Below are 25477 nucleotides of genomic sequence, written 5' to 3'. Positions count from 1 at the left end.
CGCCGTGCATTTCTCGGGTCTGATCAGCGCCGTCATCGTGGGTCTCGTCATCGGCGCGCTCGGGCGTCTCGTGGTGCCGGGGCGGCAGCACATCCCGATCTGGCTGACCATATTGATCGGTGTCGTGGCCGCGGTTCTCGGCACGTTCATCGCGGCCGCCATGGGTGTCGCGCAGACGCCGGGGGTCGACTGGATCGAGTTGGTGATCCAGGTGATCCTGGCCGCCGCCGGTGTCAGCCTGGTGTCGGGCTCACGAAGCTACCGGTAGCTGGGACTTTGCTGCGAATAACGACCCAGCTGAGGGTGCCGTCGTAGGGCGGGGCGCGGGCGCCGAGTCCGCGAGCATCGGCGCGGCCGTGGAGCCGGTGGCTCGCGTCAACTCGGCCTCGGTCCGCCCGAACCAGGCCACCCCGCACACCAGCAGGATCATGACCACGAAGACCGCGACGAGGGCCAGCACGATCCGCCGCCCGCTGAACGCCGGCTTCGTGGACAGCACGGCCGGCTCCGGCGTCACCGCGGCCCGGGCCACGAGCATGTCGTCGAGCCACCCGGCGTCGCCGACACGCCCGGCCGGCCGCACCGGCAAGGCCTCCTCGTCGACCTCGCCCACGGTCACGACCGCGGCCGCGATGCCGTGGCCGGCCAGCGCGCCGAGCATGAGTGTCGTGTGGTTGACGGCGTCCGCGCCCGGCCCGGTCACCACGACCGCCGGCGCCCGCACGGCTTCCGCCAGATCGGCCAGCGTCCAGCCGCCGGCCCCGAGCGGAACGAGCAGACCCTCGGGCCCCACGACCAGCACCAGCCCGTGCGCCCGCCGCACGGACGTCACCAGATCGCGCGCCTGGTCGAGGCTCAGCCGCGCCACGTCGGGCAGTTCGAGAACGCCCGCCATGTGCGGCCGAGCCGGATCGTCGTCGTCGACGGCCGCTCCGACACTGACCAGCCCCACCGGCACCTCGGCGGCCGCCGCGAGCGCCGCCACCGCCACGCGCCAGTCCACATCGGCCGACGTGGCCGCGACGATCCAGACCCGCAGCCCCGGCCAACCCCGATCCACGTCGATACCTTAGCGGTGCCGGGCATGGCATTCTCCTTCTGTGGACCCGGGACGCTTGTTCTCCGACCCGACAGCCGCACCGGCTCCGCCCCGGCCGGTGCCGCGGCACCAGGACCGGCCGGACCCGGTCGAGGCGCTGTCCCGCCTGCGCGCGGGCAACGCCCGTTTCACGTCGCGTACCGGCGGCACAGCCGATCGGCCGCCCTTCGCCGTCGTCGTCGGCTGCATCGATCCCCGGGTGCCGGTGGAGACGGTGTTCGGGCAGCGCGCCGGCGCGCTGTGTGTGGTCCGTTCGGCCGGGCACGTGCTGGACCGGGCCGTGATGGGTTCGGTCGAGCTGGCGGTGACCGACCTGAAGGTGCCGCTCGTGGTCGTGCTCGGCCATGACGACTGCCGGGCGGTGGCGGCCGCGCGCGAAGCGGTCCGCACGGGACGACGTCCGTCCGGCGCCCGCGTGTACCTGACCGACCAGATCGCTCCCGCGATTGCGCCCGGCGACAGCCTCGACAGAGCCACGCGCAGCCACATCCGCCGGACCACGGCCGCTCTCCGGCAGACCGGCTTTCTCCGGGACGCGCTCGCGGCCCGCCACATCGACGTCGTCGGCGGGATCTACCGTCTGGAGAGCGGCCACATCGAGATGCTGTGACCCGCGTGGAGCGGACCCTACGCGCGGCCGGAGAGGTTTTCGGCGTCGAGCAGCTCGGTGATGCGGTCGGCCTCGGGGGAGCGCAGCACGATCCACAGCGCCCGGGCCTCGTAGAAGTGTTTGCGGGCCTGGTCGCGGTCGCCCCGGGCCCACAGGCAGTCGCCCAGGCCGGTGAGGGCGCGGGCCTGCTGCTGGCGGTCGGCCGCGGTGACGGCGGCCGCGTGGGCGGCGGTGTGCGCGGCGACCGCACCGGCCAGGTCGCCGGCGCGCTGGGCGTCCTCGCCCAGGCCGTTGTGGGCCCAGGCCTGGCCGTCGACGTCGGCGGTCTGCTCGAAGATGTCGAGGGACGCCCGGTGGCAGGCGGTGGCCTCGGCCAGGTCGCCCCGGCCCCGATGGGCGGTGCCCAGGCTGTCCAGGGCCCAGGCCTCCAGGCTGCGGTTGCCCAGGCGGCGGGCGATCGACAGCGCCTCACCGACGTGGGCGACCGCGTCGTCGTGGCGGCCGAGGCGGGTCTCGACCTCGCCCAGGTTGGACAGGGCGCCGCAGGCGCCCAGCTCGTCGCCGGTGGCCTTGTAGAGGGCCAGGGCGGCCGAGTACTGGCTGGCCGCGACCGCGTCGTCGCCGGTGCGTGACTCGAGGTTGGCCAGGTTGACCAGGGCGCGGGCCTGGCCCGTACGGTCGCCGGCCTGCTCGTAGAGGGACAGGGCCTCGCGGTGACGGCCGGCCGCGCGCTCGTAGCGGCCCAGGCGGGTCTCGGCGACGCCGAGGTTGTTGAGGGTGCGGGCCTGGTCGACGCCGTCGCCGGCGTGGCGGAACAGTTGCAGGGACTGCTCCAGGTGGGCGGCCGCGTCCTCGTGGCGGCCCAGCTGCACCTCGGCCACGGCCAGGTGGGCCAGCGCCCGGGCGTGGCCGTGGGCGTCGCCGGACGTGCGGGCGGCGTCGCGGGCGTGGCCGTGCACGGCCAGGGCCTCGGCGTGGTAGCCGCCCATCAGATAGCGGAACAGCACCGCGGCCAGCCGGACCGTGTGGGACGGCCAGCCCTCGGCGGCCGTGTAGGCGCTGACCGCGATGAGGTTGGCCCGCTCGGCGGCCAGCCAGCGCAGCGGGTCGGTGACATCGGGCAGCGGGGTCGCGGGGGCGTCGATCGCCGGGCGGCGGTGGGCCTCGACCGGGTCGAGGCGGTTCATGGCGCCGGCCGCGGCGGCCAGGTAGAGGTCGAAGACGCGGGTCAGGGCGGCCCGGCGATCGGCCCGGCGGTCCTCGTCGGCGGCGCGGCCCGAGGCGTACGACCGAATCAGATCGTGCAGTGTGAAACGGCCTCCGGCCGACGGCTGCACGAGGTGGTGGGCGGCGAGCTCGCCCAGGCGGGCATCGGCGTCGGGGAGGGGACAGCCGGCCAGCGCCGCCGCCGCGTAGACGTCGAAGTCCTGGCCCGGGTGCTGGGCCACCAGGCGCAGCAGGTCGCGGCCGGCAGGTGGCAGGTTGCGATAGGAGACGTCGAGCGCGAACTGCACGCCCGAGTCGAGACGGCCCGCGCGGTGGCGTTCGTCGAGCCAGTCGGCGTGGTCGGTCAGCGTCCAGCCCGGCTTGGCCCGCATGTGGCCGGCGACCAGGGCGAGCGCCAGCGGCAGGCGGCCGCAGCGGGCGGCGATGCGCTCGGCCGCGCGGGGGTCGGTGCCGGTGGGCACGCCGGGCACGTCGCGGGCCAGGAAGGCCAGCGCCTCGCCGGGGGTGAAGACGCCCACGTCGACCGTGGGCAGGCCGGGGAAGCTGCGCCGGCTCGTCACCAGCGCGACGCATCCCTCGGCCATGGGCAGCAGCGGCCGCACCTGCTCCTCCGACGCCGCGTCGTCCAGGACCACCAGGGTCCGGGTTCCGGAGACCTTTTTCCGGTACGCCGCGGCGCGCGCCCCGAGATCATGAGGGAGCTGCTGGCCGGGCACGCCGAGCAGGCGCAGGAACGCGTCGAGCACCGCCGACGGGTCGGCCGGCGGCTGGGTCTCGTCCGGATGGAAGCCGCGCAGGGTGACGAACAGGACGTGGTCGAACTCGCCGAGCCGGTGGGCGACGTGCACGGCCAGCCGGGTCTTGCCGGCCCCGGCCATGCCGGAGATCATCACGGCCGGGCCGTCGCGGACCGCGGCCGCCACCCGGGCCGCCTCGTCCTCGCGGCCGGTGAAGCCGGGCAGGTCGTCGGGCAGGGCGTCCTGCACCCGCACCTGGGCCGCGGCCCGGGACTCGCCGCTGATCACGCGCAGCGCGTGCCGCCACTGGGTGACGTAGCCCAGGTCGCTGTGCAGGGCCTCGACCACCGCGACGACCAGCTCGTCGTCGAGGCGGCGCCGGCCCGAGCGGAAGCAGTCGACCACGGTGGTCTTGCCGACCGCCCGCGCGGCCGGCCGCCCGGCGTTGACCCGGCCGGTGATCGTCTCGTACGACGGATTTCCCGCCCAGGCCTTCAGCAGCCGCAACGCGGCGGCGAACTCGTCCAGCGTCGTGGCCTGCCCCGGGTCGGGCAGCATGGCGAACCGGTCGGCAGCGGGCAAGGCGCGGCTCCGAGGGGGGTGGGCGGACCATCGACGGTAGTCGCTGGGCGCCACCCCGGTTGTCGGACGGCGGACATTCGGATTCGTTCGGATTCCGCCCGCGCGGGCGGAATCTGCCGCAGAGTGAACATGCGCGGCCGGATCGGTAACGGGGGGTCGTTCCCGTCACGTAGGGGAGCGGCACGACCGGCCGCGCCCCTTACGGCCTCGGCAGAGGGCTAGGACGCGGCGGCTCCGCGGAGGAATGCGTCGACCAGGGACTCGGCGAATCCCTCCTCGGGCACCTTGGGTGCCCAGCGGAGCATGCCGTGCATCATCGACGGCGCCGTCATCATGAGCACGGCCAGCTCGATGTCGAGGTCGGCCCGCAGTTCGCCGGTCTCGATGCCGCGGCGCAGCACCCCACGGGTCACGTCGCGCCGGGGCTCCATGACCGTCTGCCACATCTCGAACAGGTTGTCGTCGCGCAGGAACTCCGGCAGCAGGCAGGCCGTGACCTTGCTGTAGCGCTTGGCCCGCTTGCTGCGGTTGGCCTTGACCAACATGATCAGGTCGTCGCGGACCGACACGCCGCCGGGCTCGGGCAGCGGGCCCTTCATGCCGCGGATCGCGTCCATGATCAGCGCGTCTTTGTTGGGCCATCGACGGTAGATCGTCGCCTTGCCCACCCCGGCCCGGGCGGCGACCGCCTCGATCGAGACGGCGGCGGCGCTGGAGCCCTCGGCCATCAGGTCGAGGACGGCGTCGAGGATGGCCTCGTCCGCTTGGGCGTTGCGGGGCCGCCCAGGAGCCTTACGCTCCTGGGCGGTCTCGGATGTGGCCTCGGCCGTGGTCATGTCCATCATTGTTACCGACGTGTCAGGCTTCGACCAGTTCGACGCCCTGCTCCTCGGCCAGCCCCTCGGCGCTGGTCGGAGCGGGCGCGCCGGCCGGGCGCTTGCCGGGGATCCAGATGAGCGCGACCAGGGCGCCGAGCACGGCGAACACCATCGAGCCGGCCGAGGCCCAGTGCATGGCCGTGACGAACGCCTCGTTGGCGTGCGAGAGCAGCTGGGGCGCGGCCGGGCCGGCCTGTGCCGCCACACCGTACGCCCCGGAGATCGACTCCCGGGCGGCCTCGGCCGCGGCGGCCGGCAGGCCGTCGGTGGCCGAGCCGAGCTGGTCGCGGTAGACCGAGGAGAGCACGGCGCCGAGCGCGGCCACGCCGAGCGCGCCGCCGAGCTGGCGGATCGTGTTGCTGACGGCCGAGCCCACGCCGGCCTTTTCCCGGGGGAGCGCCGCCATGATCGACTCGGTGGCGGGCGGCATCACGTTGGCCATGCCGACGCCCATGACGAAGAACGCGGCGCCGACGATCCAGATCGGCGTGGTCTCGCCGACGAACAGCCACGCGGCCAGGCCGATCGCGACCAGGATCAGGCCCACGGTGCTGACCGCCTTGGGGCCGAACCGCTTGACCATCGCGGCGCTGCGCGGGGCGAAGACCATCTGGGCGACCGCGAACGGGACGAACAGCGCGCCCGACGCGAGCGGGCCGTAGCCGCGGACGAGCTGCAGGTAGAACGCGCCGAAGAACATCGCGCCCATGGCGGCGAAGAAGATCAGGCCGATGACGCCGGTCGAGGCCGAGAACTGCCGGTTGGCGAACAGGCGCACGTCCAGCGACGGGAACTCGACCCGCAGCTCCCACAGGATGAAGCCGGCCAGCACGACGGCCGCGCCCACCAGGGTGCCCCACGACTTGGGGTCGCCGAAGCCGGCGTCGCCGCCCTCGATCACGCCGTAGGTGAGCAGGGTGAGGCCGATGACCGACAGGACGACGCCGACGATGTCGATGCGGTTGGGCCTCGGGTCGCGCGACTCGGGCACGAGCGCCAGCACGAGGATGACGCCGGCGGCCGCGATCGGCACGTTGATCAGGAAGACCGAGCCCCACCAGAAGTGCTCGAGCAGCAGGCCGCCGACGATCGGGCCGATGGCCACGCCGAGGCCGACCGCGCCGGCCCACACGCCGATGGCGCGGCCGCGCTCACGCGGCTCGAAGACGTTCGCGATGATCGACAGGGTGGCCGGCATGACGGCCGCGGCGCCCAGGCCCATCAGGGCGCGGGCGGCGATGAGCTGGTTCGCCGAGTCGGCGTAGCTGGACACCAGCGAGGCGATCGCGAAGATCGCGAGGCCGGTGACCAGGGTGATCCGGCGGCCCAGCCGGTCGGCCAGGATGCCGGCGGTGAACAGCAGGCCGGCGAAGACCAGCGTGTACGAGTTGATCGACCACTCCAGCTCGCTCTGCGTCGCGCCGAGCCCGTGCACCGGGTCGGCGATCGTCCGCAGGGCGACGTTGAGAACGGTGTTGTCCAGCACGACCACCAGCAAGCTGATGACCAGGACACCGAGGATGGCCCAGCGCCGGGGGTGCCCGGCCGGTGCCGTCACGGTTTGGTCCATCTGGCGTTTCCCCCACGTTTCGATACGAGACTGTTCCGTATTCCAGGAGCCTAAGCGAAACGAGACGTATCCGTATCGGAATGTGGGGCCGGTCACGATTGCTACGGGGCCGCAACCGGGCGGCAGTGAGACCGGCACCACGGGCCACCGATCTTCGGAGCATGCTGAACATCAGGACCTGGCTACCGGCCGGCGGTGGACTGCGCGACGAGGACTGGTTGCGCCGTCACCGCCTGCTGACGCTGATCCTCGCCGTGTGCGTGGGCGGCCTCACCGTCTTCGGCGCCTGGCAGGACGAGCTGGGCGACACGCTCACGCTCGCCCTCCTGTTCACCACCCTGGCCTGCGTGGTCGCGGCCCGGTTGTTCAGCGGACGGCGCCTGTCCTCGTCGTTCGTGTCGCTCGGCTTCACCGCCGCGTGCGCGGACTTCGTCGTGATGTGCCACGGGCAAACCGAAGCCCACTTCACGTTCTTCATCTCGGTCGCGGCGCTGGCCCTCTACCGCGACTGGGCGCCGTTCGGCCTGGTCCTGGTGGCCACCACGGCCCACCACGCGTTCTTCGGCATCTTCGACGCCGAGGCCACCTACGGGCACCACTCGGCGCAGCAGCACCCGCTGTTCTGGGCCGTCCTGCACGGCGTGGCCGTGCTGTTCGCCGCCGCCTTCCAGGTGGTGGCGTGGCGCCTGACCGAGACCGAGGAGGCGCGGGCCAAGGCCACCCTCGACAAGAGCCAGGCCCAGCTCGGCATCGCCTTCGACGAGACGCCGGTCCCGATGGCGATGATCTCGCCCGAGGGTGTCCTGCTGCGCACCAACTCCGCCTATCGCTCCTGGCTGCGCCTGCCGGACGAGCTGCCGGCCGGCTACCGCGTCGCCGACCTGCCGATCTCGCCGATCGGCACCAAGGGCAGCGCCCTGGCCGAGCTGGTCGCCTCGCCCGACTCGGCCGTGCTGACCCGCCAGTACCAGCGCCACGACGACGGCTCGATGCTGTGGGTCGAGGTGCACAGCACCGGCCTGCGCGACACCGACGGCAACCTCGAGATGGTCTTCGTGCACTGCCTCGACGTCACCGACAGCCGCATGCACGAGGAGGAGCTGCGTCACCAGGTACGTCACGACGCGCTCACCGGGCTACTGTCGCGCCCCGGCTTCGAGAGCGACCTGGTCGACCTGCTGGCCGAGCGCAGCGCGCCGGTCTGCGTGCTCTACCTCGACGTCGACCGCTTCAAGTCGATAAACGACGGCCTCGGCCACGCGGCCGGCGACGAGCTGCTGCGCGCGCTGGCCGTCCGCCTGGAGGCCACCGTGCCCGCCGGCTCGCTGGTCGCCCGTCTCGGCGGCGACGAGTTCGTGGTGGCCCTGGCCGGCCCGGTCGACGCCGGCTGCAAGGTGGGCCGCGACATCCTGGCCGCGTTCACCGAGCCGCTCGCGCTGAGCAGCGGTCACATGCAGATCTCGGTCAGCGTCGGCATGGCCCTGGGCCGCTCGCCCGAGCAGGCCGAGGACGCGGTGCTGGCCGCCGACACGGCCATGTACGCGGCCAAGCGGGCCGGCGGCAACCGTCTGCAGGTCTTCAGCGACGAGATGCGCGTGGCGGTCAAGGAGCGGATCGCGGCCGAGGCCCGGCTGCGGGCCGCCCTGGCCGGCGACCGCGAGACCGCCCTGCCGGTCTGGTTCCAGCCGATCGTCAACACGGCCACCGGCCGCATCGTGGGCGCCGAGGCCCTGGTCCGGATGTTCACGCCCGAGGGCAACCTGCTCGGCCCGGGGCACTTCATCCCGGCCGCCGAGGAGACCGGCCTGATCGTGGCCCTCGGCGAGCACGTGCTGCGCCTGGCCGTACGGCACCTGATGGCGTGGAAGAACCAGTTGCCGTACATCTCGGTGAATGTCAGCCCGCGCCAGCTCGCCGAGCCGGACTTCGTGCCGATGGTCGCCGCGGTGCTGGCCGAGAACCCGGGCCTGGACCCGTCCCGCGTGGTCCTGGAGATCACCGAGACCGCCCTGCTGGGCTCCTCGGTCGACGTCCGCGAACGCCTGGACGCGATCAAGGCGCTCGGCGTGCGGGTGGCCCTGGACGACTTCGGCACCGGATATAGCTCGCTGACCTGGCTCCAGTCGGTCCCGGCGGACGTGGTGAAGCTCGACCGCTCGTTCGTGGCCGGCCTGGCCGCCGACCCGCGCAAGTCGTCGATCATCTCGGCCGTGCTGTGGCTGGCCCGCTCGCTGAACATGACGGTCGTGGCCGAGGGCGTCGAGGACCCGGAGGACTGGAAGGCCCTCCAGGCCGCCGAGTGCCCGTCCTGCCAGGGCTATCTGTTCGGCCGCCCGCTGCCCGCCTCGGAGTTCGAGCTGATGCTCCCGTTCCCCGAGACGGCCCGGGCCCGCCAGCTGGCGAGCTAAAAGAACAACCGCGACGGCCCGTCCCTCACTCGGGGGACGGGTCGCTGCCCAACAGGACCGTGCTGTTCGAGTCCTGCTGGACTTTCTTGCCAAGCGTCAGGACGACGAGCAGATAGACGGCCATGCCGATGACCAGGCCAATCGAGTACCAGCCGAAGGCGTCGCCCTGCGTCGGATCGAACAGCGAGGTCACCACGCCACCGCCGACCACGCCGACCACGGCGGCGATGTCGGAGACGCTGGAGGTCGGCCCGGACCGGGCGAGCGACCGGTAGGTCACGTAACCGACGACCACCCCGAAGCAGACGGCGCCGATGCTGATGACGGTTTGGCTAGTTCCCATTCGTACCTCCGGGGCGCAGGGTCAGATCGGCGGCGCAGTACGGGGTGTAGGCCAGGCCCATGAGATTGCCGCGGGCCAGCAGGCGCCAGCGCGTGCGCCGCATCGCCTCGCCCACGGAGACGTTTCCGGCCAGCTCGGCCAGGAAGAGCTCCATGGCCAGGCCGGCCAGGCGCTGCTCGAGCGTCACCTCGGTGGCGACCACGCCGGCCGCGCCCGCGGTCTGCGCGAAGGCGTCGACGAAGCCGGCGAGCGTCGCGGCCAGGACCTCGCCCGTGTGGCAGGCGTTGAGCACGACCAGCGGCTCCCGGCCGCTCCAGTGGGGGTAGGGCCAGTCGTAGTAGCCGGCCCACTTTCGGACGTCGAGCGGAGTGAAGGAGTCGCCGCTGCCGAGCACGATCTTCGCCTTCGACGCGGTGGCTCCCTCGTCCAGCTCACGATCGCAGTGGGCGTAGACGTAGACCAGGTCCATGTCGGCCGGGGCCAGCCGCCGGCCGAAGGTGTCACGGCTCTCGATCTGGGGCGGCACGACCCCGAGGGCGCCACTCTGGAGGACGGCCAGATGCCGTAGGCCCTCGGTCTCGCTGTGTTTCTCGGTGCTCAGCCGTGAGTTCCAGCCGACCACCGTCGCCACGGGCAGGTCCGCCCGCTCGGAGACGACATGCGTGAGGCCGCGCTCCTCGCCCAGGTTCGGCGGCACCTCCAGGATGTGCGCCAGGCCCCAGAGGCCGTACGGGCAGAGCACCGACGCCCCGGTCCGCGGGTGGCTGTCCTCGTGGGGACAGGCCCCGGGCTGATCCGGGCCGATCTCGCGCACGCTCGGGCAGAGGTACGGCGTCTCGTCGCCGGACTGCATCGGCAGGTCGTAGACGATCTGCCACGGGATGGTCAGCTTCTCGTTGGCCATCCGCCCGCACTGCACGACGGCCGGCCCGGCCGACGCCTCGTGCAGGAGCATCTGCCTGATCTGCGGCCAGTCACCGCGGCCGAAGATGCTGGAGTGCAGGTCGCTGCCGACGCGGGCCAGCGCGAGCAGGTCGGCCTCGAACGCCGGCTGCGTCTTGGCCTGGCTCTCGTCGTACGTGCTGGTCCACTTGTCCTTGACCTTGACCAGATGGGTCTGGAAGAGCCGGTTCCGCGCGGTCTTGCAGGCGTTCTCGGCCTGCTGGTCGCTGTAGGTGAAGGCCATCGGCTCGGCGCTGACCCCGTTGACGTAGATCCGGCCGTCGGAGTCGGCGGCGGGCGAGGTGAACACGCTGAGCTTGCGGTCGCGGAACGGGCCGAGGTCGGCGAAGGAGCGGGTCAGCGAGTAGACGACCGTCGCCGTCAGATGCGCCGGCGAGGTCATCGGCAGGCCCACCTCGTGGACGTGGACGACCGCGGCGCCGTAGTAGACGGCCAGCCGGACGACCAGGTGGGCCGGCGCGGCCGGTGTGATCAGGGTGATCGTCGCGAAGGGGGTGCGCTGTCCGGGCGTACACAAGTGGGAATGTGACCCTGGTGGGCAGGGGCAGACGTAGCTGTCGCCGTCCTCGGGCAGGTAGAGCCAGCGCTGCTCGAGCGCGGACGGTGTGTGGACGACCAGTTGCAGCCAGAGGCCGCCGGGTGGGAGCCGGTCGCGGGGGAAGGCGGCCTCGTCGGCCTTCAGGAGGCTGCGGTCGTCGCGCCGGCCGATGTTGACCAGCAGGTCGTAGCTGGTCGCGGGAAGCAGCGCGGCGTCGCGGGCGACGTCGGCGCCGTCGCGGCACAGCCTCGTGTTGATGAATCGCCGGGCCGGGCCGGATTCGTCCGGTGGGGCGTAGTCCTCGAAGCCGTCGGGAAGGCCCGGCGGGCTTCCCTGGACGCCCGGGGTGATGCCGCGGTAGCTGGGCTCGGGAACGTCGTAGAGAAGGCCATAGAAGTTGCTGTCGTACGGCCCCAGCAGCTCCACGATCTCGTAGGCGGCCTCGTCGTCGCCGCCGGCCGCCATCTGCCGGAGCAGGGCGGTCACCTGTGACCGCACCGCCGGCCAGTCCGGGCCGACGACCTCCGGCAGCTGGTCCCAGACGGCCAGAAGGTAGTCCCCCACCCGCGACTCGGGGAAGGTGGGTTCCTCCGGCCAGTCGGGATCCATGCTATTCAGATATCAGCGCGGTCCGCGCGCGTCCATAGAGGAGACGGCTTTTCACCGTTCCAGGATGGCCACCACGCCCTGACCGCCGGCGGCGCAGATCGAGATCAGGCCCCGGCCCGAGCCCTTCTGGGCCAGCAGCTTGGCCAGGGTGGCCACGATGCGGCCGCCGGTGGCGGCGAAGGGGTGGCCGGCGGCCAGGGACGAGCCGTTGACGTTCAGCCTGGCCCGGTCGATCGAGCCGAGCGGGGCGTCCAGGCCCAGGCGCTGTTTGGCGAACTCCGGCGACTCCCAGGCGGCCAGGGTGGCCAGGACCTGCGAGGCGAAGGCCTCGTGGATCTCGTAGTAGTCGAAGTCCTGAAGGGTCAGGCCGTTGCGGGCCAGCAGGCGGGGCACCGCGTAGGCCGGCGCCATCAGCAGGCCCTCGTCGCCGTGCACGTAGTCGACGGCGGCCGTCTCGGAATCGACCAGATAGGCCAGCACGGGCAGGTTGTGGGCGGCGGCCCACTCCTCGGAGCCGAGCAGGACCGTGGAGGCGCCGTCGGTCAGCGGGGACGAGTTGCCCGCGGTCATCGAGCCGTTCTCGCCGCCGAAGACCGGCTTCAGCTTGCCCAGTTTCTCCAGGCTGGTGTCGGCCCGCAGGTTCTGATCGCGGGTCAGGCCCAGATAGGGCGTCAGGAGATCGTCGAAGAAACCCTTGTCGTACGCCGCGGCCAGGCGCTGGTGGGAGGCGAGGGCCAGCTCGTCCTGGGCCTGGCGGTCGACGTGCCACCGCACGGCGGTGATGGCCGCGTGCTCGCCCATGGACAGGCCGGTGCGCGGCTCGGCGTTGCGGGGAACGTCCGGCTTGAACGCCAGCAGCGGGTTCAGCTTGGCCAGCACCCGCAGCCGGTCGCCGAGCGAACGGGCCCGGTTGAGCTCGAGCAGCGTGCGGCGCAGGTCGTCGTTGAGCTGGAGCGGGGCGTCCGAGGTGGTGTCGACGCCACCGGCCACGCCGGCGTCGATCTGGCCCAGCGCGATCTTGTTGCCGACCAGGATGGCCGTCTCGAGGCCGGTGCCGCAGGCCTGCTGCACGTCGTAGGCCGGGGTGGCCGGATCGAGGCGCGAGCCCAGCACCACCTCGCGGGTCAGGTTGAAGTCGCGGGAGTGTTTGAGCACCGCGCCGGCGACCACCTCGCCCAGCCGCTCGCCGGCCAGCCCGTAGCGGGCCACCAGGCCGTCGAGGGCGGCGGTGAGCATGTCCTGGTTCGACGCCCGGGCGTACTTGCCGTTCGAGCGGGCGAACGGGATCCGGTTGCCGCCCAGCACCGCGACCTTGCGTGGCACGGTTGCCTCCTTGGAAGTCGCTTGGCTACCGATCAGTAGGCTACCAACCGCGGCCCCGAGTAGGCTGCGGCCCATGGGTGACAGGTACGCGAGTTTCGCGAACTCCGGTCCGGGCCGGAACCTCGTCAAGCGCCTGGGGCTGCCCGATCCGCCGCGGCTGCGCCGGTACGAGGCGGGCGATCCGGTGGCGGCGGGCCCGGTGTTGCTCGGCGGCGCCCCGGGCGGGCGTCTGGGCGAGGAGATCCGCAAGGTCCTTTCCGGTACGGCGACAGAGGTGCTCGATGCGCCGGCCGGACCCCACGGTGCGCTGGTGTTCGACGCCACCGGGATCACCGGCACGTCCTCGCTGAGTGCGCTGTACGACTTCTTCCACCCGAACGCGCGGTCGCTGACCCGTTCGGGCCGCGTGATCGTGCTCGGCACCCCGCCCGCGAACGCCGCGTCGCCCGGGGAGGCGACGGCGCAGCGGGCGCTGGAAGGGCTGACCCGCAGCATCGGCAAGGAGTTCGGCCGGGGCATCACCAGCCAACTCGTCTACGTGGCGCCGGGCGGCGAGACGGCGATCGAGTCGACCTTGCGCTTCCTGCTGAGCGGCCGTTCGGCGTACGTCTCGGGCCAGGTCATCGAGATCGGCCCCGGAACGCCGCCGGCCCCGGCCGACTGGGACCGGCCCCTGGACGGAACGACGGCGCTGGTCACCGGGGCGGCGCGGGGCATCGGAGCGGCCATCGCCCGGGTGCTCGCCCGCGACGGGGCCGACGTGATCGCGCTCGACGTGCCGGCGGCTGGGGACGCCCTGGCCGGCGTGGCCAACGACGTACGCGGAAGGGCTCTGCAGTTGGATCTGACCGCGCCCGAGGCCGGGGAGCGGCTGGCGTCCTATCTGAGCGGGCCCCTGGACATCGTCGTGCACAACGCGGGGATCACCCGCGACCGGACGATCGCCAAGATGGACGCCGCCGGGTGGGGGAGCGTCCTGTCGGTCAACCTGATCGCGCCCGAGCGGATCAACAACGTCCTCGTCGAGCGTGGCCTCATCCGGCCGGGCGGGAAGATCGTCGGGGTGTCGTCGATCGCCGGCATCGCGGGCAACCGGGGCCAGACCAACTACGCGACCAGCAAGGCGGGCGTGATCGGGCTGGTCCGCGCGACGGCCCCGGCGCTGCTGGAGAAGGGCATCACGATCAACGCGGTGGCGCCGGGCTTCATCGAGACGGCGATGACCGCGAAGATGCCGCTGACGCTGCGCGAGGCCGGGCGCCGGATGAACAGCATGTCGCAGGGCGGGCTGCCGGTCGACGTGGCCGAGACGATCGCCTGGTTCGCCTCGCCCGGCTCCGGGACCGTCACCGGCAACGTGGTGCGGGTCTGCGGGCAGAGCCTGCTGGGGGCGTGACGCGATGGACGGGAACACGCTGCGGGCGGTGCTGGGACTGATCCCCCGCGGGCGGCGCACGTCGCTGCCCGACCGGGAAGAGGTCCGGCGCGGCGTGTCCATCGACCGTGACCACCTCGCCCGCTACGACCAGGTGTGCGGATTCCGGCTGTCCGACACGGTTCCGGCGACCTATCCCCACGTGCTGGCGTTTCCGTCGGTGATGCGGTTGCTGACGGCTCCGGACTTTCCCTTTCCGGTGATCGGGCTGGTGCACATCGCCAACCGGATCACAGTTTCCCGGCCCGTTTCGGCGTCTGACGTTCTCGATTTCTCCGTACGGGCGGCCGACCTGCGCCCGCATCCGCGTGGCCGTGAGGTGGACGTGATCGTCGCCGCTTCCGTCGCGGGTGTTCCGGTGTGGTCGGCCGTTTCGACGTACCTCTCCAAGACCTCGTCGTCTTCCTCTCATCGTCAGGATCAACTGTCTTTTCCGGCGGTCTCGGCGGTGTGGCGGGTGCCCGCGGGTGTGGGCGGCGCCTACGCCGCGATCAGCGGCGACCGCAATCCGATCCACACCTCGCGGATCGGGGCGCGGCTGTTCGGCTTTCCGCGGCCGATTGCGCACGGCATGTGGAGTCTGGCCCGCTGCCTCGCGTTCTTCGAAGGGCGGCTCCCCGATTCCTACAGCGTGGAGGTGGCGTTCAAGCAGCCGATCCCGCTGCCGTCCACGGTGTCGTTCCACGCCTCGCCCTCCCTGCGTTTCGAGCTCTTCGGCAAGCGTCCTCATCTTGCGGGCCAAGTGACGCCCGCCTAGGGTTACCGGCGAGTAATACCCGCGTCGTCCCGGGAAGGTCTCGCATGGAGTTCTGGCTCGATCTGAACGAAGAGCAAAACGACCTGCGCGACTGGGTGCACGGCTTCGCGGCGAACGTCATCCGGCCCGCCGCCGCCGAATGGGACGAGCGCGAGGAAATGCCCTGGCCCGTCCTCCAGGAAGCGGCGAAGATCGGGCTGTACGGCTTCGAATTCCTGGTCAACACCTGGTCCGACATGGCCGGGCTGTCGCTGCCGATCGCCAACGAGGAGCTCTTCTGGGGCGACGGCGGCATCGGGATGGCCATTTCCGGCACGTCGCTGGCGGTGGCGGCCATCTATGGATCGGGCACACCGGAACAGCTGGTCGAATGGGTGCCGCAATGCTTCGGCGACGCCTCCGACCCGGCCGTCGGCGCCTTCTGCACAACCGAGCCGTCAGCCGGTTCCGACGTGGGCGCGATGCGCACGCGGGCCGTGTATTCCCCCGCCACCGACGAGTGGGTCATCACCGGTCAGAAGGCCTACGCCACCAACGGCGGCATCGCTGCCGTCCACGTCGTGACGGCCTCGGTCGACCCGGCGCTCGGCTCGCGGGGACAGGCGGCGTTCATCGTGCCGCCCGGCACGCCGGGGCTGGAGGCGTCGCGCAAGCTGAAAAAGCTCGGCCTGCGGGCGTCACACACGGCCGACGTGTTCCTCGACGAGGTGCGGGTGCCGGGGTCGTGCCTGCTCGGCGGCAAGGAAGCGCTGGACGAGCGGCTGGCCCGGGCCCGAGCCGGCCAGAAGGCGTCCCGCCAGGCGGCCATGCGGACGTTCGAACTGTCCCGGCCGGCGGTGGGTGCGCAGGCGATCGGGATCGCGCGGGCGGCGTACGAATACGCGCTGTCCTACGCCCGGGAACGGGTCCAGTTCGGGCGGCCCATCGTGGAGAACCAGGCGATCGCGTTCGCCCTGGCCGACATGAAGACCGAGATCGACGCGGCCCGCCTGCTCGTGTGGCGGGCGGCGTGGATGGGCCGCAACGACAAGCCGTTCGAGTCGGGCGAAGGCTCGATGTCGAAGCTGAAGGCGGGCGAGGTCGCGGTGGCGGTCACCGAGAAGGCGGTGCAGATCCTGGGCGGGGCGGGATATCTGCGCGACCATCCGGTGGAACGCATGTACCGCGACGCGAAGATCTACACGATCTTCGAGGGCACGTCGGAGATCCAGCGCCTGGTCATCTCCCGGGCGATCACCGGGATGCAGATCCGCTGATGTTCGTCGTCCGGACGATGGCCCGGCGAGGGCTGCTGAATCCAGGGAACCCCGTGCGGATCGTCAGGCAGTTCGCGGAGCTGGGGCGCTGGGGGTTCGGGCTGGCGGGGGAGCTGAGGCAGGCGGCGGCGCGCAGCCCGGGGCGGGTGGCGGTGATGGACGAGAAGGGAGCGACGACGTACGCGGCGTTGCTGGACCGCGCGTCGCGGTTGGCGGCGGCGTTGCCGTTCGGCCCCGGCGACCGGGTGGGCCTGCTGCGCCGCAACTCGGCGTCGATGATCGAGACGTTGATCGCGGTCACGCAGGTGGGGGCGGACCCGGTGCTGATGAACACGGGCCTGTCGGCATCCCAGTTGGCCGGTGTCATCTCGGCGCAGGGGCTCCGCGGTGTGATCCACGACGACGAGTTCGCGGGTGTCCTGGCGGCGGCCCAGGCTGCTGCCGATCCGTCGGTTGGCTTTTCGTCGGCTGGCGCTTCGTCCGCTTCTGCTTCGTCCAGTGGCGCGTCGGCTGCCGGTTCGTCGGCTGGCGCGTCGGCTGGCTTTTCCTCGGCTGGCGCTTCTTCGGCCGGCTCCGTGGCGTGTTCGAAGTCGTCCACCGAGGCCGCGTCGTCCACGAAGGCCGCGTCGTCCACGGGCGCGGCGTTGTCCGCGGGGGCCGTGTCGCCCACAGGGGCCGCGTCGTCCACTGAGGCCGCGTCGTCCACGAGGGCCGCGTCTACGGGCACGGCGTCGTCCACAGGAGCCGCGCCGTCCACCGAGGCAGCGTCGTCCACAGGAGCCGCGCCGTCCACCGAGGCAGCGCTGTCCACAGGGGCCGCGTTGTCCACAGGGGGCGTGCACGATCTTGGGGCTTCGGGGGAGGATGTCTCCGCAGGCGGGGGTCCCCCTTTGGGAGGGCGGGGTCTGCCTTCGGGGAGCTCGGAGTGCGCGCTTCTGGGCGAAGCCGAAGTCGAGCGGCTCATCGCCGGATCACCTGGCGGGCGGTTGCGGCCGCCGGCGCGGGCCGGGCGGACGATCGTGCTCACGTCGGGGACCACGGGGACGCCCAAGGGGGCTCGGCGGCCCACGCCGGGCGGGTTCTCGCCGCTCTGCTCGATCATCGACCGGATCCCGTTGCGGACCGGGGTGCGGGTGCTGATCGCGGCGCCGCTGTTCCACGCGTGGGGGTTCGCGGCTTTGCAGATCGCCATCGCGCTGCGAGCGACCATCGTGCTGCGGCGGCGGTTCGAGCCGGGCGACGCGATGGCCACGGTGGCCCGGGAGAACTGTCAGGCGCTCGTCGGGGTGCCCGTGATGCTGCAACAGATCATGGAGCAGCCGCCGTACGAGGTGCCGCTCAGCGTGGTCGCCGTGAGCGGGTCGGCGCTGTCCGGCGGGCTGGCCACGAAGTTCATGGACCGGTACGGGGACATCCTCTACAACCTGTACGGGTCGACGGAGGCGTCCTGGGCTTCCATCGCGACACCGGCCGACATGCGGGCGGCCCCGTCGACGGCGGGACGGCCGCCGCACGGGACGGTGGTGCGGGTGCTCGGCGAAGACGGGAGTCCGGTTCCGGCCGGAGCGCCGGGGCGGCTCTTCGTGGGCAACGAGATGCTGTTCGAGGGCTACACCAACGCCTCGTCCGGCGACGTCCGTGACGGGCTGCTGGCCACCGGCGACGTCGGGCATCTCGACGAGGCGGGCCGCGTCTTCGTCGACGGCCGTGCCGACGACATGATCGTGTCGGGTGGGGAGAACGTCTTCCCGTCCGAGGTGGAGAACCTGCTGGCCGACCTCCCGCAGGTGCGCGAGGTCGCGGTGATCGGTGTGCCCGACGAGAAGTACGGCCAGCGGCTGGCGGCCTACATTGTCACCCGGGACGGCGCCGTCCTGGACGAGGACGCGGTCCGCGACCATGTGCGTTCGCATCGCGCCCGTTTTGCCGTACCCCGGGAAGTGCTTTTCCTGGATGCCCTGCCCCGCAACGCCACCGGCAAGGTCCTCATCCGTGACCTGCCTCGTCCTTGGTCCACAAGTAGACCGTCGACGTCGTGATCTCCTGGAAGCCGAGCCGGCGCAGGATGGGCGCGCTGTGCGGGGACGCGTCGACGTGCAGCAGCCGGAAGCCGCGGTCGGCGGCCTCGCGGGCCCGGGCTGCGATCAGGGCGTGATAGAGGCCTCGTCCCCGCCAGCCGGGCAGCGTCGTGCCGCCCAGCAGCGCGACGAAGTCGGTGCCGGGGTGGTAGATCGCCCAGGCGGTGCTGACGAGCCGGCCGTCGGCCTCGGCGACCAGGATGGTGATCTGGTCGGGGCCGGCCGAGACCTGGGACGCCAGATGCTCGGCGACCCAGGAGCAGTCGAATCCCCACACCTCGGTCTGCTGGTCGGCGATGCGGCGCAGGTCTTCGCTCGCGCTGACTCGCCGTAGTGCGACGCCGGCGGGCAGGACCGGATCGGCGGCCACCTCGCCGGCGGAGCCGATCAGCACCGCGAACGGATCCTGAGGCACGAAGCCGGCCGCCACCAGGCGTTCCGGAAGGTCGGTGGGAAGGTCGTGTGCTCGCAGCTTCCACTCGGCGCCCTCGCCACGCTCCCGGAAGTAGTCACGCTGGCGGACGATCAGCTGGTCGAGTGCGGCGCCGTTCACCCCGAGGTCGCGGGGCGTCCGGATGCGTCCCGTGTGTCCGCCGACAATCCGGAGGACCGGCCCGTCCCGCTCGTATGTCAGGCCGGTGGGAACGGCACCCGGCGGCATCCGCATCTGCGAGTCATAGGCGTCCAGAAGAGCAGCGATATCGACCATGGTCACATAGTGCCCGAGTCGCCGTTCAGAAGATGTCCCTCACGCCCGATAGGGTGCGTCGATGGATCGCACTGCTCTGGTCACGGGCGCATCTTCGGGCATCGGACGGGCGACGGCGGCGGCGCTCGTCGCGGCCGGCTACCGGGTGTACGGGACGTCGCGCACGCCGTCATCGATCACGGAGCCGGTGGCCGGCGTCGAATACCTGCCGCTGGAACTGGACGAGCCCGCGTCGATCGAGGCCCTCGCGGAAACCCTCAGCGGCGTCGACGTGCTGGTCAACAACGCCGGCGAGAGTCAGTCGGGACCGTTCGAGGAACTGCCGGACGAGGCACTGCGGCGGGTCTTCCAGGTCAACGTCCTCGGTCCCGTACGCCTGGCGCAGCTCGCCCTGCCGGGCATGCGCATGCGCGGTCACGGCCGGGTGGTGATGGTCGGCTCGATGCTGGCCTCCTTCCCCCTGGCCTACCGCTCGTCCTACGTCGCTTCGAAGGCCGCGATCAAAGGCTTCAGCAACGGCGCAAGACATGAGTTCTCCCCGTACGGCGTCTGGCTCACCACCGTCGAACCGGGCTCCATCGCCACCGGCATCAGCGAGCGCCGAACGGTCTATGTGGCCCAGGATTCACCGCACCGCCGCCGCTTCGACACGATGCTCGCCGCCCTCGACCGCAACGAGCGTGCCGGCACCCCACCCGAGCGCGTGGCCCGGACCATCCTGAAGGCGATCTCGGCCGCCCGCCCTCGACCGCGTTACGCGGTGGGCAGCAACGCCCCGCTGGTCTTCGCCCTGCGCCGGGTGGCACCGGCGTCTCTGGCCGAGCGCCTCACCCACCGCCGGCACGATCTGTCCACCTGAGCGCTCACCGCCGGCACGATCTGTCACCTGAGCGCTCACCGCCGGCCGGCGCCCACCGGGGCCGAGCGCGGCGCGCGGGGCCTGAGCACGGTGATCGCCCGGCGCAGGAAGGGGTCGGCGATGGACGCCTGCCACGCCTCCGAGCCGGCGGGGGTGGCCAGGTAGCGCCGGACGGCCGGGGCCGGGCCGCTCCGGAACGGCGCGTGGCCCTCGTGACCGCGGGTCAGATGGTGGTGCGGGTGGGCCGGCGCCTCGTCGTCGGCGCACGTGACCAGCTCGCCGGAACGGACCAGAGCCCGTACATCCGACTCGAAGGTCTCCCACGCCCGGCCCGGCGCCGGCCATCGCACCAGGTGGCTCGCCGAGGAGGTCACCGACGCGGCCCAGGCCGCGTAGACCTCCTCGACGAGCAGCGGGCGGGTCGCGCTGGACACCGCGCGCAGGATGAAAGGGGCATAGCCGATGCGCTCGAACTCCACTGTGAACATGCCCAGGATTCTTCCCGGGGGGTATGACATTTTTACGGGCGCACGGGCTCGGCGTGCCAGATGCGGTCCAGGTAGTCGGCGACCGTGCGGTCGGAGGAGAAGAAGCCGGCGCGGGCCGTGTTGAGGATCGACATGGTGGTCCAGCGCTCCTGATCGCGCCACGCGGCGCCCACCTCGGCCTGGCAGTCGACGTACGACCGGTAGTCGGCCAGGGTCAGATATTCGTCGCGGTCGAGCAGGGACGCCGCCACGTCGTGGCCCACGCCGCCGAACGCGCCGGACAGGACCGCGTCGAGGGCGGCCCGCAACTCCTCGTCGGCCTCGTAGTGGTCACGCGGGCGATAGCCGCCGGAGCGCAACGCGAGCGCGGCCGGGGCGTCCAGGCCGAACAGGAAGAAGTTGCCGGCGCCGACCCGGTCACGGATCTCGATGTTGGCGCCGTCGAGGGTGCCGATGGTGAGGGCGCCGTTCAGGGTGAGCTTCATGTTGCCCGTACCGGAAGCCTCCTTGCCGGCCATGGAGATCTGCTCGCTCAGGTCGGCGGCCGGGATGATGTGCTCGGCCAGCGTGATGTTGTAGTTGGCCGGGAAGACCACCCGGAGCAGGCCGGACGCGGCTGGGTCGGCGTTGACGACAGCGGCCACCGCGTTGATCAGGTGGATGATGTTCTTCGCGGCCTTATAGGCCGGCGCCGCCTTGCCGCCGAACAGGATCGTGCGCGGGACACCGTCGTACGTCCCGGCCTTGATCCGGTGATAGAGCGTGATCACGTGGAGCAGCTTGAGCTGCTGGCGCTTGTACTCGTGGAAGCGCTTGATCATGACGTCCATCAGGGCACCGGGATCGCCGAGCCCGAGGGCGCCCTTGGCCGCCCGCTTCACCTCACGCCACTGCTGCCGGAACGACGAATCCGCGGCCAGCGGCTCCAGATCGGCCAGGAGCGACAGATCCGAAAGCCACCGTTCGTCACCGAGGGCGGACGTGATCAGCGCCGACAGTCCGGGGGAGGCCAAGCGGACGAAGCGCCGGGGAGAAACGCCGTTCGTCACGTTGGCGAAACGGTCCGGCCAGAGGTCGTGGAAGTCCCGCAACACGGTCGAGGTCAGCAACTGGGTGTGCAGTTCGGCGACCCCGTTGGTCATCGACGTGCCGGTGACCGCGAGATTGGCCATCCGGACCAGCCGGGCCGGCGATTCCTGAATGAGCGACATCCGGCGTACGCGGTCGATGTCGTCGGGAAAGCGCGACCGGACCTCCTCGAGAAGACCGACGTTGATCAGATAAATGATCTCCAGGTGGCGGGGGAGAAGACGGCCGAGCATGTCCACCGGCCACGTTTCGAGCGCCTCCGGCAACAGCGTGTGGCAGGTGTAGTTGAACGTCTGCCGCACCAGCGACCAGGCGCGGTCCCAGTCGAGGCCCTCCTCGTCGACCAGCAGGCGCATGAGCTCCGGGATCGCCAGCACCGGATGGGTGTCGTTGAGCTGGATCGCCGTCTTCGACGGGAACGTGTCCCAGTCGGAATTGCGCAGCCGGAAACGGCGCACGATGTCCCTCAGCGAGCACGAGACCAGGAAGTACTGCTGCTTGAGGCGCAGCTCGCGACCGGCCGCGGTGCTGTCGTCCGGATAGAGGACCTTGCTGATGTTCTCGGCGCGGACCGCGTCCTGCACGGCCTCGGCGTACTGGCCGGCCGAGAAACGCGTCAGATCGAACGACGCCTGATGAGCGCGAGCGCGCCACAGACGTACGATATTGACGGTTGTCGTGCCGTAACCGGGAACCAGCAAATGGCTGGGCTCGCCCAGAACGACCTCTCCGGGCGCCCAGACCTTGCGGCCGTCCTTTTCGTAGACGTGACCGTAAAAGCCCACCGTCTGCGCGTCGTCGGGCGCCGGGAACTCCCACGGGTCGCCCTGGAACGCCCAGTCGTCCGGCCGCTCGACCTGACGGCCGTCCTGGAACTCCTGCCGGAAGATGCCCAGGTCGTAGCGGATGCCGTAGCCCACCGCAGGGATGTCGAGCGTGGCCAGCGAGTCGAGCAGGCAGGCCGCGAGCCGGCCCAGGCCGCCGTTGCCGAGACCCGGCTCGACGTCGAGCGCGGCGATCTCTCCGGGCTCGAAACCGCAGGCCAGCAGCGCTTTGTGCGCGGCCTCGCCGGTGCCCGAATAGAGCAGGTTCTGCTCCAGCTGCGGACCGAGCAGATATTCCGCGCTCAGGTAATAGACCCACCGGGGATTACTCGCGTATTGCGCCGCCGCGGTCCGTGCCCGTCTTTCCGCCAGGCGGTCCCGGACGGTCAAGGCCAGGGTCTCGTACGCGTCCTGAGCGCTCGCCGATTCCACGGTCGTGCCGCGCCGGTAGTACAGATTGCTCAGCATGTCCTGCCGGAACTCGTCGGGCGTGTTTCCGAGCGAGCGCAGTTCCACCCCGTTGTGAAGGTCCATGCCTGCACATTGCCCTCATCAGGTTTCCGGAAGTTGTCGCATTGCCGACGCCAGGGCGGCCCGGACCTGTGCCCGTAGCCACATGTGGCCGGGATCGGTGTCGTAGCGCTGATGCCACACGCTGACCACCGGCACATCCGGCACGGCCACCGGCAGCGGCGTCGTGACCAGCCCGAACGCCTCGATCAGGGGCCGGCTCAGACTCAGCGGAAGGGTCACCAGGCCATCGCTGCCGCTGATCACCTGGGCGGCCGCCGCGCCCGTGCCGACGGAGGCGAGCACGCGCCGGCGCAGGCCGTGCGTGGCCAGGATCTCATCGATGGGATCGGCCAGGCGGCCCCGGCGGGAGACGAGAACGTGCGGCTGCGCCGCGAAACGCTCGAGGTCAAAACCTTGGGTGTACGGGTGTGAGCGGCGCATCGCCACGACGAGCTGGTCGTGTCCGATGGTCTCGGAACGGAACTCGTTGGCGGCGGGCACGTCGGCGCCGACCTCCAGATCGACGCGCCCGTGCCGCAGGTCGTCGGTGTCGACCGCCGTCTCGGCGAGGAACCGCAGGCGTACCCCTGGGGTCTGGTCGTTCACGACGCGCAGCAGGTCGGGGGCGAGGGCGGCGGTGAGCGTGTCGTGGCAGCGCAGGGTGAAGGTGCGGTCCCAGGTGGCCAGGTCGAGCTCGCGGGTGGGCGCCAGCACCTGATGGGCCTGCTGGACCAGGTCGCGTACCTGGTCGCGGATGGCCAGGGCGTACGGCGTGGGGGTCATCGTGCGCCCGGTCCGCACCAGGATGTCGTCGCCGGTGTGCCGGCGGAGGCGGCCGAGGGTGCGGCTCAGCGCGGGCGGGGAGAGCCGGAGGCGGTCGGCCGCCCCGGTCACGCTGCCCTCTTCGAGGAGGGCGTCGAGGGCCGTGAGCAGGTTCAAGTCCAGTTGCATGGCGGTGAATCGTAGCCTAACAACAGTGCACTGGACTTAATGATGCAGCCCGGCCAGGCTCATGGCATGAACATTTCCGAAGTCACCGAGGCGGTCCGGCAGGCCGGCGCCAAGCTGCTCACCCGCTACTCCGTCGACGCCCGCCCGGCCGATCTGCCCGCGCTCGTCGCCGCCGTCCAGGCCAACGACGGTGCCGTGGCCGACCTGCTCCGTCCCGTGCTGACGGCGGCGGTGCCCGGCTCCCGGTGGGAGGAGGACGAGCACGCCACCGGCCCGATGCCCGCCGGCGACTGGTGGGTGGTCGACCCGGTCGGCGGCAACGTCAACGCCGTGCACGGCATGGCCGACTGGAACATCGGGGTGAGCCTGGTCCGCGACGGGCGCCCGGAGTTGGCCGTTCTCTCTGTGCCGCTCACCGGCGAGCTGTTCACCGCGGTGGCCGGCGAGGGCGCGAGGCGCAACGGCGTGCCGATGAAGGTCTCGGAGAAGAAGGACCTGGCGGCCGCGCTGGTGGGAACCGGCCAGGCGAAACCCGGCCGCGACGCCGGGGCCGCCGCCCGGGTCGGCGCCGGCGTCGCGGCGATGATGAGAGAGGCGCTGTACGTCCGGATGTCCGTGCCCGTCACTCATGAACTGGCCCAACTGGCCGCGGGCCGGATGGACGCGGTGTGGCAGTTCGACAACGTCCGCTCCCACATCGGGCCGCTCCTGATCGTCCGCGAGGCCGGGGGCGTGGTGACCGACCTGGACGGCGCCCCTTGGGACATCGCGAGCGACGGCTACCTGGCCGCGGCGCCGGGCTTGCACGGGGCGGCCCTCAGCACTCTGCGCGGCGCCGGCCTCGGCATCGAAAGCGCGGCGGCGTGATGGAGCGGACCGTGGGGTTCGGCGTCGAGGGCGGGGTGGCGTGATGGTGCGGATCGTGGGGCTGGGCGTCGAGGGCGGGGTGGCGTGATGGTGCGGATGGCGGTGCTGGGTGCCACCGGGGCGGTGGGATCGTTGCTGGTGGAAGCGGGGCTCGCTCGGGGTTTGAGGGTCACGGCGCTGGCGCGGGAGCCGGCCCGCGTGGCGGCCCGGGCCGGGCTGAGCGTGGTCGCGGCCGATGTGTACGACCCGGAGTCGATCGCCCGGGCGGTCGAGGGGGCCGACGTGCTCGTGTCCGGGCTCGGGCGGGCGAAAGGTGATCTGCCGGGAGTGCTGACGGCCGGGGCCAAGGCCGTCGTGGGGTCCGGTGTGGGGCGGGTGGTGTGGCTCGGCGCCTTCGGCACGGGGCCGTCGGCCGAAGCGGCGGGTGCGCTGACGCGGGGGCTGCTCGGGCTCGTCATGCGGGACGAGATCCCGGACAAGGTCGCGGCGGACGCGGCCGTCCTGGCCGCCGGTGGCACGGTCTTTCACGTCGGCCCGATGACCGACGTGCCGTCGGCGCGCCAGGCCTTGTCCCTGGACGAGGTGCCGCACCGCACCTTGCCCTTGGAGCGCGTGCCGCGCCGCCTCTTCCCGGCGCGGGTGAGCCGGGCCGCGGTGGCCGCCGCCATGACCGACGAGGCCGTGCGGCCCCGCTACGCCGGCCGGCTCGTCGTCGCGATCGACGGCTGACTGGCCGCAGGCGGGGCGGAGCACGGTTGGCGGTT

General features: G+C 71.8%; 20 protein-coding genes and 2 pseudogenes. 11 read left to right on the top strand and 11 right to left on the bottom strand.

Going from position 1 to position 25477, the window contains the following annotated elements:
* Positions 1–4 precede the first annotated feature (4 nt).
* Positions 5–268 (top strand): GlsB/YeaQ/YmgE family stress response membrane protein, encoded by a 264-nt coding sequence (locus tag ACQP2X_RS26485; protein WP_498686374.1) that lies wholly within the window; start codon positions 5–7, stop codon positions 266–268.
* On the opposite strand, the gene ACQP2X_RS26480 is transcribed toward ACQP2X_RS26485, so the two are convergent.
* Positions 251–1060, bottom strand: coding sequence for a dethiobiotin synthase (locus ACQP2X_RS26480; protein ID WP_498686372.1), 810 nt, complete (start codon positions 1058–1060; stop codon positions 251–253). The genes ACQP2X_RS26485 and ACQP2X_RS26480 overlap by 18 nt on opposite strands.
* 40 nt (positions 1061–1100) lie before the next feature.
* Between ACQP2X_RS26480 and ACQP2X_RS26475 the strand changes: the two genes are divergently transcribed.
* The gene (locus ACQP2X_RS26475; protein WP_498686370.1) at positions 1101–1709 is read left to right on the top strand and encodes a carbonic anhydrase; all 609 of its coding nucleotides are present in this window, start codon (positions 1101–1103) and stop codon (positions 1707–1709) included.
* A gap of 17 nt (positions 1710–1726) precedes the next feature.
* On the opposite strand, the gene ACQP2X_RS26470 is transcribed toward ACQP2X_RS26475, so the two are convergent.
* From ACQP2X_RS26470 to ACQP2X_RS26460, 3 genes are all read right to left on the bottom strand, one after another.
* Positions 1727–4255 (bottom strand): ATP-binding protein, encoded by a 2529-nt coding sequence (locus ACQP2X_RS26470; protein ID WP_498686369.1) that lies wholly within the window; start codon positions 4253–4255, stop codon positions 1727–1729.
* 218 nt (positions 4256–4473) lie between these two features.
* Entirely contained in the window at positions 4474–5100 is a 627-nt protein-coding gene (locus ACQP2X_RS26465; RefSeq protein WP_498686367.1) for a TetR/AcrR family transcriptional regulator, read from the bottom strand.
* 13 nt (positions 5101–5113) lie between these two features.
* A complete protein-coding gene (locus ACQP2X_RS26460) occupies positions 5114–6703 on the bottom strand; it encodes an MFS transporter (RefSeq protein ID WP_498686366.1) in 1590 nt (529 codons plus the stop codon).
* A 161-nt stretch (positions 6704–6864) separates the two neighbouring features.
* Here ACQP2X_RS26460 and ACQP2X_RS26455 point away from each other — a divergent pair, with 161 nt between their 5' ends.
* Positions 6865–9111: a putative bifunctional diguanylate cyclase/phosphodiesterase gene (locus ACQP2X_RS26455; RefSeq protein ID WP_498686365.1), complete on the top strand. Its 2247-nt coding sequence runs from the start codon at positions 6865–6867 to the stop codon at positions 9109–9111.
* Between the two features lie 25 nt (positions 9112–9136).
* Here the strand turns inward: ACQP2X_RS26455 and ACQP2X_RS26450 are convergent, their stop codons facing one another.
* From ACQP2X_RS26450 to ACQP2X_RS26440, 3 genes are read right to left on the bottom strand one after another with little or no spacing between them, the layout of a single operon-like run.
* Positions 9137–9454: a hypothetical protein gene (locus tag ACQP2X_RS26450; protein ID WP_498686364.1), complete on the bottom strand. Its 318-nt coding sequence runs from the start codon at positions 9452–9454 to the stop codon at positions 9137–9139.
* A complete protein-coding gene (locus tag ACQP2X_RS26445) occupies positions 9444–11564 on the bottom strand; it encodes a CHAT domain-containing protein (RefSeq protein ID WP_498686363.1) in 2121 nt (706 codons plus the stop codon). Before ACQP2X_RS26445 ends, ACQP2X_RS26450 begins: the two co-directional genes overlap by 11 nt.
* 51 nt (positions 11565–11615) lie before the next feature.
* Positions 11616–12887: an acetyl-CoA C-acetyltransferase gene (locus tag ACQP2X_RS26440; protein WP_498686361.1), complete on the bottom strand. Its 1272-nt coding sequence runs from the start codon at positions 12885–12887 to the stop codon at positions 11616–11618.
* 73 nt (positions 12888–12960) lie between these two features.
* On the opposite strand from ACQP2X_RS26440, the gene ACQP2X_RS26435 reads away from it, so the two are divergent.
* The 5 genes and pseudogenes from ACQP2X_RS26435 to ACQP2X_RS26415 all read left to right on the top strand — a co-directional run.
* Positions 12961–14283, top strand: coding sequence for a 3-oxoacyl-ACP reductase (locus tag ACQP2X_RS26435; protein ID WP_498686360.1), 1323 nt, complete (start codon positions 12961–12963; stop codon positions 14281–14283).
* Positions 14284–14287: 4 nt separating this feature from the next.
* The gene (locus ACQP2X_RS26430) at positions 14288–15079 is read left to right on the top strand and encodes a MaoC family dehydratase (RefSeq protein ID WP_498686358.1); all 792 of its coding nucleotides are present in this window, start codon (positions 14288–14290) and stop codon (positions 15077–15079) included.
* A gap of 44 nt (positions 15080–15123) precedes the next feature.
* A complete protein-coding gene (locus ACQP2X_RS26425) occupies positions 15124–16335 on the top strand; it encodes an acyl-CoA dehydrogenase family protein (RefSeq protein WP_498686356.1) in 1212 nt (403 codons plus the stop codon).
* Positions 16335–16727 (top strand): annotated as a pseudogene (locus ACQP2X_RS26420) (AMP-binding protein); the annotation flags it as partial. The gene ACQP2X_RS26425 and the pseudogene ACQP2X_RS26420, both read left to right, overlap by 1 nt.
* Before the next feature lie 510 nt (positions 16728–17237).
* Positions 17238–18374: pseudogene (locus ACQP2X_RS26415) on the top strand (AMP-binding protein); the annotation flags it as partial.
* Here the strand turns inward: ACQP2X_RS26415 and ACQP2X_RS26410 are convergent.
* Complete coding sequence (locus tag ACQP2X_RS26410) at positions 18322–19122, bottom strand: GNAT family N-acetyltransferase (RefSeq protein WP_498686354.1); 801 nt, start codon at positions 19120–19122, stop codon at positions 18322–18324. The pseudogene ACQP2X_RS26415 and the gene ACQP2X_RS26410 overlap by 53 nt on opposite strands.
* Before the next feature lie 61 nt (positions 19123–19183).
* Here ACQP2X_RS26410 and ACQP2X_RS26405 point away from each other — a divergent pair, with 61 nt between their 5' ends.
* The gene (locus ACQP2X_RS26405) at positions 19184–19981 is read left to right on the top strand and encodes an SDR family oxidoreductase (RefSeq protein WP_498686353.1); all 798 of its coding nucleotides are present in this window, start codon (positions 19184–19186) and stop codon (positions 19979–19981) included.
* A gap of 35 nt (positions 19982–20016) precedes the next feature.
* Here ACQP2X_RS26405 and ACQP2X_RS26400 read toward each other — a convergent pair whose 3' ends face one another.
* The 3 genes from ACQP2X_RS26400 to ACQP2X_RS26390 are packed head-to-tail and all read right to left on the bottom strand — an operon-like array spanning position 20017 to position 23846.
* Positions 20017–20469 carry a hypothetical protein gene (locus ACQP2X_RS26400; protein WP_498686351.1) on the bottom strand — a complete coding sequence of 151 codons (453 nt, stop codon included), beginning with the start codon at positions 20467–20469 and terminating at the stop codon, positions 20017–20019.
* 32 nt (positions 20470–20501) lie between these two features.
* Entirely contained in the window at positions 20502–22916 is a 2415-nt protein-coding gene (locus tag ACQP2X_RS26395; RefSeq protein ID WP_498686349.1) for a glycogen/starch/alpha-glucan phosphorylase, read from the bottom strand.
* A gap of 18 nt (positions 22917–22934) precedes the next feature.
* The gene (locus ACQP2X_RS26390) at positions 22935–23846 is read right to left on the bottom strand and encodes a LysR family transcriptional regulator (RefSeq protein WP_498686347.1); all 912 of its coding nucleotides are present in this window, start codon (positions 23844–23846) and stop codon (positions 22935–22937) included.
* A gap of 66 nt (positions 23847–23912) precedes the next feature.
* On the opposite strand from ACQP2X_RS26390, the gene ACQP2X_RS26385 reads away from it, so the two are divergent.
* Both ACQP2X_RS26385 and ACQP2X_RS26380 read left to right on the top strand, forming a co-directional pair.
* The gene (locus ACQP2X_RS26385; protein ID WP_498686345.1) at positions 23913–24713 is read left to right on the top strand and encodes an inositol monophosphatase family protein; all 801 of its coding nucleotides are present in this window, start codon (positions 23913–23915) and stop codon (positions 24711–24713) included.
* An 87-nt stretch (positions 24714–24800) separates the two neighbouring features.
* Positions 24801–25442: an NAD(P)-dependent oxidoreductase gene (locus ACQP2X_RS26380; RefSeq protein WP_498686344.1), complete on the top strand. Its 642-nt coding sequence runs from the start codon at positions 24801–24803 to the stop codon at positions 25440–25442.
* Positions 25443–25477 lie beyond the last annotated feature (35 nt).

The sequence above is a fragment of the Actinoplanes sp. CA-131856 genome, assembly GCF_050956135.1.
GTDB lineage: Bacteria > Actinomycetota > Actinomycetes > Mycobacteriales > Micromonosporaceae > Actinoplanes.
Note: the sequence above shows the minus strand (reverse complement) of the source record. Positions and strands in the feature narration are given on the sequence as shown.

Bases quoted from the DNA above. Each gene is read 5' to 3' on its own strand.
- ACQP2X_RS26435 (WP_498686360.1), top strand. From the start codon at position 12,961: ATGGGTGACAGGTACGCGAGTTTCGCGAACTCCGGTCCGGGCCGGAAC.
- ACQP2X_RS26445 (WP_498686363.1), bottom strand. From the start codon at position 11,564: ATGGATCCCGACTGGCCGGAGGAACCCACCTTCCCCGAGTCGCGGGTG.
- ACQP2X_RS26405 (WP_498686353.1), top strand. From the start codon at position 19,184: ATGGATCGCACTGCTCTGGTCACGGGCGCATCTTCGGGCATCGGACGG.
- ACQP2X_RS26395 (WP_498686349.1), bottom strand. From the start codon at position 22,916: ATGGACCTTCACAACGGGGTGGAACTGCGCTCGCTCGGAAACACGCCC.
- ACQP2X_RS26430 (WP_498686358.1), top strand. From the start codon at position 14,288: ATGGACGGGAACACGCTGCGGGCGGTGCTGGGACTGATCCCCCGCGGG.
- ACQP2X_RS26450 (WP_498686364.1), bottom strand. From the start codon at position 9,454: ATGGGAACTAGCCAAACCGTCATCAGCATCGGCGCCGTCTGCTTCGGG.
- ACQP2X_RS26385 (WP_498686345.1), top strand. From the start codon at position 23,913: ATGAACATTTCCGAAGTCACCGAGGCGGTCCGGCAGGCCGGCGCCAAG.
- ACQP2X_RS26425 (WP_498686356.1), top strand. From the start codon at position 15,124: ATGGAGTTCTGGCTCGATCTGAACGAAGAGCAAAACGACCTGCGCGAC.
- ACQP2X_RS26390 (WP_498686347.1), bottom strand. From the start codon at position 23,846: ATGCAACTGGACTTGAACCTGCTCACGGCCCTCGACGCCCTCCTCGAA.
- ACQP2X_RS26455 (WP_498686365.1), top strand. From the start codon at position 6,865: ATGCTGAACATCAGGACCTGGCTACCGGCCGGCGGTGGACTGCGCGAC.
- ACQP2X_RS26465 (WP_498686367.1), bottom strand. From the start codon at position 5,100: ATGATGGACATGACCACGGCCGAGGCCACATCCGAGACCGCCCAGGAG.
- ACQP2X_RS26400 (WP_498686351.1), bottom strand. From the start codon at position 20,469: ATGTTCACAGTGGAGTTCGAGCGCATCGGCTATGCCCCTTTCATCCTG.
- ACQP2X_RS26460 (WP_498686366.1), bottom strand. From the start codon at position 6,703: ATGGACCAAACCGTGACGGCACCGGCCGGGCACCCCCGGCGCTGGGCC.
- ACQP2X_RS26410 (WP_498686354.1), bottom strand. From the start codon at position 19,122: ATGGTCGATATCGCTGCTCTTCTGGACGCCTATGACTCGCAGATGCGG.
- ACQP2X_RS26380 (WP_498686344.1), top strand. From the start codon at position 24,801: ATGGTGCGGATGGCGGTGCTGGGTGCCACCGGGGCGGTGGGATCGTTG.